Genomic DNA, 15,106 nt, shown 5'->3' on the forward strand with positions numbered 1-15,106 from the left:
GCGCGTGGAGGTCTTTGTGGAGCCGCTTTTATGTGAAGAGAGTGATTGTCTTGGATTTTTGCATCGTTTTGCACTCTGTCTCTCATGTGTGAGGGAGGATATGGTGCAGGCGTTGCATAGGGATGTTCACTTTCTTGAATTATTGGTTTGTTTTGTAGCCTATCTTTTGCGCGTGGAGGTCTTTGTGGAGCCGCTTTTATGTGAAGGGGGACGCTTTCATGAACTGTTGGTTTTCCTTGTTGTTGCTCTTTTGCATGCGATCCTCTTTGTGAGGTAGCTTTGGGCTGCAGGGAAGAGCTTTCTTGAGTAGTTGTTTGTAGCCTATCTTTTGCGCGTGGGGGTTTTGGTGGGGCTGTGTTTGGATGGAGAGCAGGGCTTTCATGAACTGTTGGTTTGCTTTGTTCTCTCTCTTTTGTATGTGGTGGTTTTTGTGGATCAGCTTTTATGTGTGATAAATTTCCTGGGCGTTTTGGTACAGGTGGTTTTTGCGTATTCTGAGAAACTTTAGGATGGAGAGAGGTGGTGGGTGATTGTTCAGCCTGTTGTTGAAATTTTCCCATCATTTCGGCTATAAAAGGGGAGGGGTGTCTTTTTTTCATGCATGTTTCCTTTCAAGCTCTTTCAATATTGTTTTAGAATACTATTTAAAAAAGTGCTTTGCTGTGTCTTTTATTATTTTATGCTTTTTCACTGGTTTTTATGAGAGAGGATGCTAAATTGAATAAATTCACAAGACTTGACTCTGTTCGGACCAGATCATAAATATTATCTCAATGTTGTTTTATTATCGTTTAGTTTTAGGGGTATAAATTTTATCCCAACATTCCTTCTTTTTTGGCGCAAGCCGTTCCTTCCGTGGGTTGCGCCAAGAAATCAGCTTCAACATGAAAACTTATGTTTGTTTAACTGGCAAAAGCCATCGCTTTTGGTATTGCAGCTTTGCGTGGGCGAATATTTGTTTCTCTTTGTTGTGTAGAACTTGTTTCTCCTTCTTGATGTATAATCGCTGTTGAAAGCTCAGAGGGAAGAGCTGCTTGCGATAAGCGTTGTTGTTGATGTAAGTTTTGCGTTCGTTCAGAAGATAAGTCGCAGCGTTCTTGTTTTGTCTGTTGGGTTTGTAAAATGCTGTCTTTTACTTGCGTTATAGCCATTGTATAATTGTCAATGGCATCAATTAAGTGAGGAAGACCTGCTTCAGCGTGTCTGCGTGCTTGATTTTTAAAGCCACAGAGAGTGATACCAGCGTACTTGTGAAAAGATTGAGGACTGTCAGCAAGTTCTTGTGCTAGAACTTCTCTTGTTGCAGGGTTTTGGGAAAGTTCTTCTATTTGTGATTGCAAAATATTTGATTGGCCGAAAACAATCGTACACCAATATTGGATCTGCATATAATATCTTTGAACTTTTGAGTGTTGTTGAACTTTGGTAGAAATTTCTTCCTTTGAAAGGCTTTCTTTTTTAAGATGATCCGGTTTTCGTAGAAGTTCAGCAACGGTTGATGTACCCATTAAACGTTCATAGTTTCTTAGTTCTTGCTCGGGAGCTTGTGATAATTGTTCTCTTGCATGTTTTACAGCTTCTGTATAACCATCAATGGTGACACAGAGGGTGGAAAAATTCTCTTCTGCTTGTTTACGCGCTCGATTCTTTAAACCAAATATGCTGATGCCGGGAAGTTTAGCGAGACTTTCAGGATGTGCTGCTATGCGCCATGAGAGTTCTTCTCCTACTGTGGGATTTTTTTGAATTTCTTCCATTTTTTCTTGTAAAATATTTGGGTTTCCATAGGTACTTGCAGATAAACGTTCGATTTCTTTTTGATAAGTTTGAATCAATGAATAGTGTGAAAGTAATAGAGTGATTGCTTCCTCTGAGAGGATTCTTGTTGTCTTTTGTGAAGAAACTTGTGAAATCATTGGTGTACGTGTCATTTCAGGTTTTTGCGTTTTTCCAATAGCGCTACCTCTTGTTAGAGGTGCTGTTGGATTCAATCGTGTGACGGGTGTATGAACAGTTTCTTCTCTTAAAAGAGAGAGGCTTTCTTCATTTTCTTCTGGTATGGATGACAATCTTTTACTTCGGGAAGAGGCTTTTGTTTGAAAGGGTTCTGGGGATGAAATCTCTGCTGCCGCTTCATCATAAAGCTTTATAAGGTCTTTGATGGAAAGGGATAAAACAGGGTGAGGGTGATCTTTTTTCATGCACGTTTCCTTTTAAGAGTTGTTTCAGAAAACTTCTTTGGAGTATTATCGCTCTTTATGCTCTGAGTGTTTTTATGGAAAGATATCGAGCTTAAATGGCCACCAAAGATCTGCGCTATTTGCTACCAGCGTAAAGGATATTTGTGTCTTTTATACAGTTTTTTTATGAAATTTTATCAATAAGTTATCGTAAATTATGAAAACCATTTTTAGGACTGTTTTTTGTAATATTCTAAAACAATTCTTGGCGCAAGGGAGATAAAATAATTTGCGCCAAGAGATTCAATGAAAAATAAAAATTTATGTGTCGTTACGTGACGTTCACTTACATGGCATAAGCCATTCCTTTACTGCTCTCATGTTTTCGTTGTTGAGGGCTGTGCTCTGGACTTTCTTGGCTTCGTCCTTTTGCGTGACGATGATGTTGGGAATGATGATGGCTATGCTCAGTGTTTCTTTCTGGACCTTCTTGTTTTTGATCTCTTGTATGTTCACGTGTAAACGCTTTATAGAGCTTTTGTGTCTGATATATATGTTTCTCAAGAGCTGAGCAAAGATGTCTAAATTCATCTTCAGCTGCTTTGCGATCAGGACTTTTTACGCCAAGGATTTTGCTCCCTGCAAGCTTACCAGGGCCTTCAGGGTTTTCTGCAAGATCCCATAAGACTTGTTCTGCATTTCGAGGATTATCAATAATCTTAGCAAGGGGTTCATTCAAAGCATGTTCTTTTCCATAAACAATTTTGCAGCGCTCTTGGATCTCTCTTACACCATATTGAATGTCGACATGTTGTAAAAGCTTTGTCGTAACTAGATCTTTTGTGGTTCTGGGAGGCGGTGTTGTTGCTCTACCTATGCCATCGTAGAGGGGATTTACTTGTTGTTGGAACCCTTGTCTATCCTGAACAGTTGCACCAACAGTTGCATAGACAGATTCGAGTGGTTTTTGGGGAGAATGTCCACGATTGGTGCCGAATTCAAGCTCTGCATAGAGATGTTGTTCTGGATTTTGGGGATTACTTCGCAGATCCTGAGTACTTCCGCTTGGTAAGTCGTAGAGAGAATTTTCACGTTGTTGCACTTCTCTCTCCCCCGTCGCTAGATCAACTACTTCATAGGGATTTGCGAGTTTATTGGCACGCTGTCCATTACCTGGCATCCTACCAGGGCTGTCATAGGGATTTCCTTGTGGTCTTTGGGGTGCATAGACAGTTTCTAGAGGTCTCGGAGAGGGGATATCATAGTTACGGGTGCTCGGCCTTGGTGTGTTGTAAGGGGGATCTTCTTGCTGTTGGAACCTTTGTGCATTATATTCTCTTTTTCTAATATCTGTATAAACAACTTGGTCTGCTGAGGTGGGGTGCCTGCTGCTCTCTGCTTGTACTTCTTCTGGGCTTAGTATGCGCTGATTTCCTCTTTTGGGTTGTTTATTAACTGCTGCATAAAGAGCTTCTGAGCTGGAGGGTGTGGAAGGATGTGGGTGACTTTTTCTCATGGCTGTTTCCTTTCAATATTTTTAGAAAACCTCTTTGGTTTGGGGCATTCCCCACTTTTTTTGATAACTTTAGGATTAAGATACAGAAAGATATCAAATTGAATGCCTTCCAAAGATTTCGCGCTATTCATATTTTTATGTAATGGACATTTATGTCTTTTATACAGTTTTTTTGTGAAATTTTATCAATAAGTTATCGTAAATTATAGGAACCATTTTTATGACTATTTTTTGTAACATTCTAAAACAACTATTGGCACAATGGAGAGGAAGTGATATGCGCCAAGAGTTCAATGAGAAGACAAAAGTTCGTGTGTTTTTAGCCGGTAAGAGCAAGCGATGAGGAACGACTAACTTTCAAGGAACGGGCTTGACATTGTGCTTCTTTTGTCTGTTTTACAATATGTGCAATTTCCTTTGCTTTGCTTTCCGAGATACCAAGGAGGCAAGCTAGTCTTAGATGATCTTTTTCTTGTATGGCTTTACGATCTTCTGATGATAAACGATTTTGGAGTCGACGTGAAAAGTCATGGAGCTCTTGTCGGAGTGCGGGAGAGCGCAATAAAGATTCTTTTTGTTGCTCTACTGATAAGGCAAAAAGGTTTTGTAAATTTTTTCCAGGTGTTTCGATATTGTGGCTTAAGCGATTTTTTTCTCTTTGGTGACGCTCTAAAATTTCATCTTTTGTTTGGTGTGTTATTGTGGCATAATTTCTAAGAGTTTCACTGAGTTGCGGGGCAGTTTGTTCTGCGTGTCGGCGATTTGAACTTTTAATGCCAAATATTTTTCTTCCTACAAGTTTAGAAATTGATTGAGGGTTTTGTAGAATCTCATCAGCAAACTGGTTTCCTAAGCTTGGATCTGCCGTTATTATATCTATTTTTGTCTTTAAGATCTGTGCTTTTCTATAAACAACCTTTGATAAATTTTCGATTTTTTTTCGACATTCTTCAACACAAGGATCATTTGTAATTCTTGCGAACAACTCTTCCTGGGAGAGAGGGGCTAATGTCTCTTTGGGAATCAGGATTTCTTTTAAGTTTTGAACGTTGGTTTTTTGAAAACAAATGCGGGCGCCGTTCTGTAATGTTTTGATTTGATCTGGGGAAAGGTCATCTTTGAGACCAACGACAAAAGCCCCATTTATTTCTATAACAAAACCTTCTGCTGAAAAACCTTTAAAGATGCCTTCATAGAGCACATCTTCCTTTGCTGCAACAACAACACGATTGTTAATTTCATTAAGTCCAGCGCTTCTCATCTGGGAGACAAATTCTTTTAAAACAAGGGATTTTTTTGGATGCGTGATATCCTCAAAAAGATCTTTCATCGGTTGGGGATTGCCATATTGGATGGCTTCAATGCTAGCTGCTGTCATGCGTTCTTTTGTGATAAAAGAAAAGTCAATCTGATGGCCGGCGGCTTGTCCAAGTTTTTCCATAAACATTCGATTTACGCGACCATTCCCTTTTCTGAAAGGATGGATGCGTTCGAGAATCATAAAAATTTCTGCAGCATTTTCAGCAAATTCTTGGCGCGATAAATCTTTTAAATTGTTCTTCTCATGAAGTATTTTTTCGAGTTGTTTAAGCTCTTTTTGAATCTTTGGGCCGATGGTAAAGGGAATTTCATAACCTTTGGGACGCATAGCAGGCATACGGGCAGAGGTGCCATCTTCAAATGTAAAAGATGTATCACGGAAATGGCCAGCCCATTCAAAAGTTTTATGGAAGAAACACCAGTGGATTAATTGTAGATAGCTAGCATCAAATTTTTGTGGGGGTGGTTCAAGGCGAAAATTAACGGCTTCTCTGGCAGCGTCCTGGGTACAGCGTTCATACAGTTTTTTGGGGTCTTTTATACCATATTTATTTTTGAGTGTTGAGGTACCTTTATATAGATAATTTTGTTCTAACATATAATTTTTCCTTCGAGGTTAGAGGAATGGTTGATAAGCGTCTTAAACGCTGCATGTGAAAAATACCCCTTCGCGTATTCTTTATGAGATTTCTGAGTGTTATGAGAGAGAGAGCATTTTTCCCTAAAATGAACGGGTGTTCATGGTTATCTCAACTGTTTTATGATACTGTTGAGAGGATTTTGGTGGGCGAGATGAAAAATGATCTGTTGTGATTTTTTTCATGTAAACTCCCTTTTTTTATTTATTTTGAAAAGTTTTTTTGATGTTTTCTTTTGTTTATTAGCCTGTTGTGCGCTATAAAATATCAGGATTTGGAGCGATAATGTGAAGTTCGCAAGTGATTAGAAGATGAATTTTCGCTAAATCAAATCTGAGTGAAATCTTCTTCTTTTGGGATGTGGGGAAGAGATCAAAAAGGAAAATGTTACTTAAGGTTTTTGGTGTTTTGCTTTTAACAAAGTTTTTTGTAAGAGCGCTTTGATAGAGGATGTGGATGGGGCGGGTCAAATAGCGCTTGGTTATTGGCTGTTGTTTGCACTTTTTATACACAGCACTTAGGTTGGTAAGTTTCCGAACAAAAGCAATTATCAAAAGGTTTTCTCCATTATGTTTTTCTTATTGGTCTATGTAAATATCTTGTTTCTATATATTTATAACAAAATGTTTTTTACTTTGTGTTGTTTCTGTTGTTGCATTGCGCTGTTTTAAGATTCATAACAGGAAGAAACCTTTCTTTATCTCGGGAAAAAAGCGCTTTTTTAGCGCTTGATCATTAAAATAGAACATACGATGACATCGTAAAGGGGAAAAGTTTTGTTTAGGAATAGATTTATTCATTTTGGGGTATAACTTGAATGTTTTTTGGGAAAAATTCGTGCTCTTGTGCTTGGGCGTTTTGAAAACTTTTGTTTCAAAGCCGGAATTTTTGTTTGCTCTCGGTTTTGATGTCGGTTATTAGCTTTGTGAAATGTTTTTGGTTGTTTGTCGATTAATGGGGCATACATCATATATAAAAAACTTTTAGGAATGTGTTTGCAGATTTTTCTACGCGCAGATATTGATTTCGTTGTTGGTGATTTGAAGGAAGTGGTGTTTTTTATTAAAGATGAGGGACGCTAGTAAAACAGGGCACAAAATACAAAAGAGAAAATCATATTTTTCTTGTGAACAGAGGAAGAAAAAACTTTTTGTTAATGTTTTTTTAAGACAGGAAGCTGTTGTTGTTCTTTTCATGTTTATTATCGTATAAGGGTTTATTACCGCATAATCGGAGGTTAGTTTTTCTTTTGTGGGGCAAAACGGTTTTTGGCAGCTGCGGCCAACATTTCTTTCCTTCTGAAATAAATGGCACGACCACATCGTAAGGGAGGTTGTCCTTGCATAAGAATAATTTGTTCATCTTGACGCATTTCTTGAATAACCTCGTGGGGTAGAATCAGAGCTCTTTGTTGGTAATTGACGTTGTAAGAACTCTTTCCTAAAGATAAGCCTCTTGATTTGCTCGTTCCAGTTACTTCAACAGTCATTTGACCACAGCGTTCTGAAATGTCTTTGGCAGTTTGGAGGTCTTTAATGGCTGCATAGCTGACAAAGGAGCAGCTTTCAAACCATGAACGCGCTCCTGCTTCTCCAAAGTGATTGACTAACTGACCAGAGGATTGATAAAAGAGCATCAAGGATGTACCATATTTACGTCCACGATCGCGTGCTTCTTCTAAAATATTCATATAACCTAGAAGATCAACTTCATCTAAGACAAATAAAACGCGCTTTTTATAATTACCGTCTGCTGTAACCATGGCATTGAGAAAAGCGCCAATAATTACGCGTCCAATAGCTGGATAACTGTTTAAAATGCTTGCGGGAAGATTAAGAAAAACATCAGTATTGCCTTTGGCAATATCTGAGGAGGAAAAATCATCGCCGCAGACAAGATCTGCGTAATTGGATAAAGAAAGCCATTGGGTGTCTTTTGATGCGGTTGTATAGACTCCCGAAAAGGTTTGCTCTGCCATTTCTGTAAAAATACCAACCATTTCACGAATAAAAGGAGAAGGTGTTGTTTCTTGAATCATGCGTAATTGATTGACAACAGCTGTTTCTGATTGAGAGAGAATTGTGCGCAATGTTTTTAAATTGCGTTCTTCGTCTTCATATTCATCAGAAAATATAACATGAGCAAGAAGAGCCGTTAAAAGATTATGGGCTTGTGTTGAGAAATATTCCGCTGAAGAATTGTCTGATTTTTTATCTGTAAGAAGCAATTTGGAAAAGCTTACAATATTCGCTTCACGTTGTGTGCGTGGGACGCTGTCATCTAAAAGCCAATCGATGACATTAAAATTTTTTGTTAGGAATGAATTGGGATCGAGAACAATAACATTTCTATTGCCCATCCTTTGGCGCGCAAATTTGACCATTGGGGCAACTTCTGTTGAAGGATCAAGACAAATGATAGATCCTGGATAGGTTAAACACGTAGGAACCACTGTACTCGTCGTTTTATAGCCACCAGAGCCAGCAAAAAAGATCATATGGGTTGAACCAAAGTCAAGATTAAAGGTTAACAGGGGTGCTGTTCCACCCTTTCCCCATGTTGTCTTATTGCCAGGTGCAAAGGGAATTTGGCACACATTATCTTGGTCAACACGGTATCTTTCACCCACAACAATTTGTCCATTGGCAGGAAAAATTTTTGCTGCTTCACTTAAATTCATCCATGACGCTCCACCAAAAACATCTTTTTTGGCACGCTTGACCTTACTTTTAGGTGGAGAGGTTGTGATAAATTGAAGGATGGCAAAAAAAACACCAATGATGATGCCAAAGATAACCATGGGATCTATGAATTGAAGCGCATAGCTCCACGTTATCCCTTGTTGTCCAACATAGGGATTTAAGCGTTTTATTTCTCTAGCAGTATAGTAAAGAGCGGTCATTCCAAAAAAGATAACGGAGACAAAAGTGATTGTTTTACGCAGGTGCAGTTTTTGCGAGAGACTATAAAACAATGAAATAGCAGGTGTTAATGTTAAGATTAATAAAGGTTCTGAACGAAGAGTCCAATAAATTTGGTTGCTCTTTAGTCCATTTGTTATAAACAACAAAAAATGAGGAACAAGGAAGATCGTTAAAGCACCTAAAACGATAGGGGTTAAAATAAGGACCATTTGGGTCTTAGTATATTTCATTGTATTTTACTTTCAATCCTGTCAGAATATGCTGCAAAATGCTCTTTTTTCAGATGTGCGATATGAACTTCCCTCTCTTTTTTCAAAAGTGCAGATAACGCCAAACAGTTTTCATTTATGAGCTCTTTTCATGAAAGAGGAAGGTTTTATCCATTCTTAACAAGCTATAGCGAATACTTTGGAGCGATGCGTTGTGCATAGTTGTGATTGTTGGTGTATTTCTTTGGTTTGCTTAATGATTTGTGTAATTTGCTTGGCTTTTGTTTCTGATACACCAATGCTTTTAGCTAGTGTTTCATACTCATTCTTTTGAATTGCTTTGTGTTCATTTGATGAGAGACGGATCTGGATGTTTTTTACAAAGTTGGTAAGCTCTTTTTGAAGTGAAGGATTTTTTGCTAAAATTTCTTGCTGTAATTCTTTTGGCAAGGAGAAGAGATCTTGCAAACTTTGACTTGGCATTTTTACTGTTTTTGCACAGCGATTTTGTTCTGTTGTATGTTCTTGCTTAATTTCTTTCTCAGCATGTTTGACTGCATGCGTGAAATTTGCAACTGCCGTACAGAGCATATCAAGATGATTTCTAGCATCTGCACGGGCTTGATTTTGAAGTCCAAAGAAACTGAAACCAGCAAGATGTGCAATAGAGTCCGGTGCTTTTGCAATCTGATTGGCGAGTTGTTGACCTAAGTATGGATTTTTAATAATTTCTACCATCTTTTCGTTTAATGTATTTATGCTACCATAAACAATTTTTGACAATTTTTGGATCTGATGTTGAGCAGTGTGGACACAAGCATCTTCTGCAATTAATTCGGAAAGTTTAGTTTTTTCCAAAGGGGCGAATTTTCCCTTTGGGATGAGGGTGTTTTTTAATTCTTGTGTTTGTGGAACGGTGAAGGTGAATCGATCACCGGGTTTTAATGTTTGAAGTTGTTCTGGTGTGAGATGTTCTTTATCGCTGATAATATAAGCTCCATTCACTTTGAATGTAAAGCTATTATAATGAGCACCTTTATAGATCCCTGTGTAAGTTTCACCTTCTTTTGCTACCATAATGGAATAATCATTAACATCGTACCCAAGTTCCTTCATGTTGCTCATGAATTCCTTTAAAAGAAGGATCTTATTGGGATTGGAAATATCTTCAAACAGATGTTGCATGGATTCTAGATCACCATTTTCTGCTACTGCAACATTGGCCAGCATCATGCGTTTTTTTGTGATAAGCGAGAAGTCAAGTTGATGGCCTGCAACTTTGGCAAGATTTTCAAAAAATACCTGTTGTGTGGATTCATTGCCTTCTCTAAAAGGATGAAGATAGTCAAGGGAGTTAAATAAGCTTATTGCTTCAGAGTTAAATTTCTCGCGTGTTAAGCCTTGCAAATTATTTTTTTCGACAAGTATTTGATCTAATTTTTGTAATCCTTCTTGGATTTCGTTACTGAGTGCAAAAGAATTTTTACATCCTGTTCTTTTCATTTTTTGTATGACAGCTGTAGTACCATCTTTAAATGTAAAGGGAACATGGCGGGGCTGTCCAGCCCATTCAAATGTGTTTTTAAACAATTGGTGATGGATATGGCATAGATAGGAGCTATCAAACTTTTCTGGAAAGGGGGATTTGCGCAGATTGATTATGGCTTGAGCTAAATCATGCGTGTATTTTGCAGTAAAAAGGTCAGAGTTTGTTATTCCATATTTATTTTTTAGTGTTTCGCTGTTAGGATACATATAATGCTTAGGGGAAGGTGCTGGGGATGGCACATCCGTTTTTTTAAATTTTACTTTTGGCATTGTTACTTCCTTATAATGTTGTGTTGTCCATAAGAATATTAAATCCCTCTAGTGAGATATTCCCTCTTGCGTATTCTTCTAAAATTTTTAATGTTTTGGCATGAAGCGTTATACCCTCTATTGCATGGGTGCTGATGGCTGCGTCAATGGTTTCACGGTGTTTTTTCAATTCTTCTCCTGGTATCAATAAAAGATTTTCTCTAGTTTCTGTTGTTTTCGTTTTCATGCCTTTTTCTTTTTATTTATAATTTTTGCTTTAAGCCTTTAGCGTCTGGTGTGATCTTCTTCTAGTTTCCTCCAAAGATGTTCCGTTGTTTGAAAGGATCATAATAAATTTCTGTGACTTTAAATTTCCCTTCAACCCGTTTGCATTGGATGATGATATCAATCATTGAAATCAACAGACCTCGAATATCATCACGCTCTAAATCACCTCCACCCTCACTTTCTTTGACCAAAAGGGTCATTTGCTCAAAGGCAGCAAGTGCTGTTGAGGCGTGAACCGTAGTAATGGAACCTGGATGGCCTGAATTGACATTGCGGATATAATAAAAGGCTGTACCATCTCGAAGTTCTTGCAAAAGAATACGATCAGGACGCATACGTAAAGATGATTCAAGCAATTCTTTCGGGCCAACGGAGGCTAAGCCTTGTCCATCTTTTGAATAGAACATCGAAACACGGTTAGGGTGCGGGAGCACCAATTCTTGTGTGTCCTCAATGGTGATAATACGCTCTTCTTGAGGAATTTTGGCGATTAATGCTTTCGATAATGTTGTTTTACCCGAACCAGTTTTCCCCGCGATTAAAATATTTTTTTGGCATTGTACAGCTTGATTTAAAAAGGAGACAAAGTCTTTATCGTAGTAGGTATTGGCTAAGTTATGTTCGATGATTTTGAGTTCGTTAAACCGAGAATGATAGTCATTCAAGGGCGTGAAAGAGACCTGTTCACATAGCGAGAAAAGGCCATTATTTGCAAGCTCTTCGAGAGAAAAATTTTGCGATGATGGTTTACGAATTGTCATACTAATCGTGTCTTTTTCGACAGCTGGCGGAATGACAATTTGAATACGCTCATTGCCTGGTAGAGTCGCAGATAATATTGGGTTTTTGTCCGATATATTTTGCTTGGAATAGGATGCGACAACTTTTGCAATCCCCATAAGCTCATTAAAAGAAAGAGCCGGTGCTGTTATGGTCTTCCAGCCATTAATACCTTCAGTCATCACTTGATAGGGACGATTGATAACAATTTCAAAAAGACTATCATCTTTCAAAAAAGCACTGATAGGTTCAAGTTTTGTGAGAACAATCGCGACAGTTTCATCGTTTATGGTATGTGAATTTAGATTCATTTTAGAGTTATCACAGAATTTTTGTAAAAGTTTCTTGAAACAGCCCGATTGATAATTTGCTTTTGGTTTTCGATAACTTTCAATTTATAAACGCTGGAAAAATCTAAGTCTCGGGCAACAAAGATATTCACCATTTCTCCTTGGTTCTTTGAAAGTGTTGGAGGAATATTAGCGTAATTTTCTACGATAATATTTGCAATATTTTGTCCTGAAGAGATTGTTTCAGTCTCTTCCTTTTCTTGTTTTTTTGCTAAACGTTTATTAGCATAGTGTGTTGCATCTTTGATCAGTGATACAAGAAGCGCAGATCCAATCCTCTCAAGCCAATGGTTATCAATATCGCCAGCCATACCAGAACGCCCTAAAGAATCCGTTGCTGGTGAAGCTAAGGATATAATGATACCATGAGGGGTTTGGGCTCTATTCCAAAGCACGAAGAGACGTGTTTGGCCTTTTTTTAATCCAGCGCGATATTCACCAACAATTTTGGTGCCTTTATCAAGAAGGACAACACGGCCATTATCTGATAAGATATCTCTGGAAACAATACAACTGGCAAAACCTTGTTGATCACTATTGATGGCTGTTTCTAAAATGCAAGGGATAGAAGTTCCCATCGTGATGATGTAATTTCGATTTCCAAGAGTTGAAGCACGGATGCCTTCAAGAACTGTGGGTTTGAGAAGATGATTAAAGTGTTGTGTTGTTTCATCAGATTTGTTTTCAAGTTGGTGAGGTAAAGCATCATTATTTGTTTGTGAATCTGTTTTGCCTTTTTGAGGATTCGCATAAGCTAATACAGGAGCACGCTGTGCTGCTTCCAACAGTGGATCATCAGGATTTAATTGATTTATTTTTGGTGTTGGAAGTTCGATATGTGGTAACAGAGCGTTATTTTGTTGAGGTTGCTCAAGAGAAGGATGGGTAGGCTTTGCAGGGTAGAAGAGTTCTGTTTGTTTGATAACTTTTTCTTCTTTGGAAGCTTCAATCGGTTGTTTTTTGTCTGTGACAAGTGTTGAATAGGCTAAATAAAGACAGACACTGAAAAGAATAACAAGAGCAATTGCTTTTCCTACATTGCTCTGTTGATTTTTTCCTTGAGCATTTTTTATTGTATCGCGATCATTAATGTCTTTTTCATCCACGTTGTTATTCATGGTTGCTTCCTATATTCACTTTACGTTGTACAGATGGTGATGTCGTACCAGTTTCAGGGTTAATTCCTTCTGGGAAAAACCTTTTGTTAAAAATGCACAATACTTCGTTCCCACGACGTAAAGTGAATTGTGCAGCTGTCGCATGAACAATGACTTTATTGCCTTTAATCGATTTTGGAATAAGGGCTTCTTGCCCATCAGGTGATACAAGGTAAATGGCAGGGATTTCAATATTGCCTAAAAAGGTAAAGGTTGTGGTTTTCCCATTATCATAAACAGAAGCAGGCTCAATTAATGTTGAGCCTTGGGCTTCATAAGCCCAATTACGTGGTCCAAAATCTTCATGGATATTTAAAATATCATTGACAAAGTTTTCTTCACGTTGTTTGGCTTTTGCTGCTGCGGCTAATTTTTTACGCAAGGCTTCATCTTCTGGATAACGAAACTTTACCAGGAAATATGTTTCATTACCGGCTGAAACATCCCCTTCACGGATTTTTAGCTCAAATTGATAAGATCGTTGTGTTCCATCTTGGCGGCTTGTGACGATTTGTAAATTGGTTACAGGTTGAATTTCACGTGGTTTCAGAAAAACAAAATGTCCTGCCGGTGCAACTTGCCAAGCAACAGAATTTCCTATTCCTACATAGGTTACTTCTTCATCATCAGCAAATTCCAACTGAACTGAAGAACGAATGGAGCCAATGATTTGTATGACGTTGTAGGGATCATAATTGACAAATCTGATGCGATTATCTTTGCGTGCACTTACAGGTGCCATTTCCGCAAATGAGGGAATTGTATAAAAACTGGTCGTCAAAATTAAAAAAATTATTTGTAAAAGTCTGATCATTTTATCACCTCTGGATCAGATCTGTATTCCGATACTTGAAAACCAAGTGGATTGATGAGACGGTCAGATGTTGAAATGTGTGCGTTAATGTAAGAAAAATTTAAAATTGAAATCCAATGGGAAATAGTTTCTTTTTCATTAAAGTCTCTAACCGTTTTATAATAACGAACTTGAATAAGATTTTTACTTATAAAAGAGATTGATTTGATGGTGACTGTAGCAATCATGTTATGATAAACATTTTGTGGACTTTCTGGGTTATTACCCGCATACCATTTTGCAAAACGATTTTGTTCTTTTGGGGAAGATAAAAGTGAGATCAAGCGGAAATTATTTTCTGCTTCTGATGCTTGGAAACTTTCACGCGCACGAACATATTGGCTGGCAAAATAACGCGTTATTGCTTCATCATAGTCGTTAGGGGATTCTTTTAATGCGCTTACAGTATCAATGATGCCTGTTGAGTTGTCAACGCGGATAACAAAAGGTTCTACAGTTTTCAGGGGCGTCAATGCTGCTACGGCTAAAGCAAGGGCAATCGTCATTAATCCAAAAAGCACCGTTAAAACCATAGAGATTTTCATTCGCACGCGCATACTATGCATGCGATCAATATCAAATGAGCGCGCTTCTTTTATATATTTTTCAAGGGCATCACTTTTCACGCGTAGTCTCCACAGTTTTATCAGATGTTGCTTCATGAATTACTGGCTTTAATAAAGCTGGATTAAGTGTTGAGTTGGTTGTTGCTTTTTCACTTTCCAAAGTATTGAGAATAATGGGGGTGGTAACAGGCTTTGCGGTTTTTTCTTGTAGGACAATGTTTTGATTATCCCAATTCCACTTAGTTCTATTTAAAGCACGTGTATGTTTGCCATTACAGCGCGGTGGTTTTTTCGGGCCACTCAAAGAGGCACAACCTGTAAGAGCGATTGCTAGGATCATAACAAAAGTTATTTTTCGTTTCATTTTTTGAACTCACAAATATTTTGGAATGCAATGCATGAGCACTTTTATTCTGAATACTTTTACAAGTTTATTGGATATAAGATTTTGATTGGTTTCATTATAAAATCCTAGATGTGCGGTCTTTCATGGTACAGGGCTATGGTGCGCGCGCTAAAGAGCGCACG

General features: G+C 38.0%; 11 protein-coding genes and 1 pseudogene. All 12 read right to left on the minus strand.

Annotation, left to right across the window (positions count from 1 at the left end):
* Nucleotides 1-599, minus strand: a pseudogene (locus GGR08_RS05440) (BID domain-containing T4SS effector); the annotation flags it as partial.
* A 303-nt stretch (nucleotides 600-902) separates the two neighbouring features.
* Nucleotides 903-2,201, minus strand: a complete 1,299-nt coding sequence (locus GGR08_RS05445; RefSeq protein WP_183194365.1) for a BID domain-containing T4SS effector — start codon at nucleotides 2,199-2,201, stop codon at nucleotides 903-905.
* Nucleotides 2,202-2,526: 325 nt separating this feature from the next.
* Nucleotides 2,527-3,696, minus strand: a complete 1,170-nt coding sequence (locus GGR08_RS05450) for a BID domain-containing T4SS effector (RefSeq protein WP_183194366.1) — start codon at nucleotides 3,694-3,696, stop codon at nucleotides 2,527-2,529.
* A gap of 319 nt (nucleotides 3,697-4,015) precedes the next feature.
* The gene (locus tag GGR08_RS05455; protein WP_183194367.1) at nucleotides 4,016-5,614 is read right to left on the minus strand and encodes a BID domain-containing T4SS effector; all 1,599 of its coding nucleotides are present in this window, start codon (nucleotides 5,612-5,614) and stop codon (nucleotides 4,016-4,018) included.
* Nucleotides 5,615-6,891: 1,277 nt separating this feature from the next.
* Nucleotides 6,892-8,808: a Ti-type conjugative transfer system protein TraG gene (traG, locus tag GGR08_RS05460; RefSeq protein WP_183194368.1), complete on the minus strand. Its 1,917-nt coding sequence runs from the start codon at nucleotides 8,806-8,808 to the stop codon at nucleotides 6,892-6,894.
* Nucleotides 8,809-8,964: 156 nt separating this feature from the next.
* Entirely contained in the window at nucleotides 8,965-10,605 is a 1,641-nt protein-coding gene (locus GGR08_RS05465; RefSeq protein WP_183194369.1) for a BID domain-containing T4SS effector, read from the minus strand.
* A gap of 10 nt (nucleotides 10,606-10,615) precedes the next feature.
* Nucleotides 10,616-10,831 carry an antitoxin VbhA family protein gene (locus GGR08_RS05470; RefSeq protein ID WP_183194370.1) on the minus strand — a complete coding sequence of 72 codons (216 nt, stop codon included), beginning with the start codon at nucleotides 10,829-10,831 and terminating at the stop codon, nucleotides 10,616-10,618.
* 61 nt (nucleotides 10,832-10,892) lie between these two features.
* Nucleotides 10,893-11,963: a P-type DNA transfer ATPase VirB11 gene (virB11, locus tag GGR08_RS05475; protein ID WP_183194371.1), complete on the minus strand. Its 1,071-nt coding sequence runs from the start codon at nucleotides 11,961-11,963 to the stop codon at nucleotides 10,893-10,895.
* Entirely contained in the window at nucleotides 11,960-13,120 is a 1,161-nt protein-coding gene (gene virB10, locus GGR08_RS05480; RefSeq protein ID WP_183194372.1) for a type IV secretion system protein VirB10, read from the minus strand. The genes virB11 and virB10 overlap by 4 nt, the downstream gene beginning before the upstream one ends.
* Nucleotides 13,113-13,973, minus strand: coding sequence for a P-type conjugative transfer protein VirB9 (gene virB9 / locus GGR08_RS05485; RefSeq protein WP_183194373.1), 861 nt, complete (start codon nucleotides 13,971-13,973; stop codon nucleotides 13,113-13,115). The genes virB10 and virB9 overlap by 8 nt, the downstream gene beginning before the upstream one ends.
* Entirely contained in the window at nucleotides 13,970-14,674 is a 705-nt protein-coding gene (locus tag GGR08_RS05490; RefSeq protein ID WP_210273963.1) for a VirB8 family type IV secretion system protein, read from the minus strand. The genes virB9 and GGR08_RS05490 overlap by 4 nt, the downstream gene beginning before the upstream one ends.
* Nucleotides 14,628-14,942, minus strand: a complete 315-nt coding sequence (locus GGR08_RS05495) for a type IV secretion system protein VirB7 (protein WP_183194375.1) — start codon at nucleotides 14,940-14,942, stop codon at nucleotides 14,628-14,630. The genes GGR08_RS05490 and GGR08_RS05495 overlap by 47 nt, the downstream gene beginning before the upstream one ends.
* Nucleotides 14,943-15,106: the final 164 nt, after the last annotated feature.

Origin of the sequence: Bartonella fuyuanensis (genome assembly GCF_014197255.1) — a bacterium.
Lineage (GTDB): Bacteria > Pseudomonadota > Alphaproteobacteria > Rhizobiales > Rhizobiaceae > Bartonella > Bartonella fuyuanensis.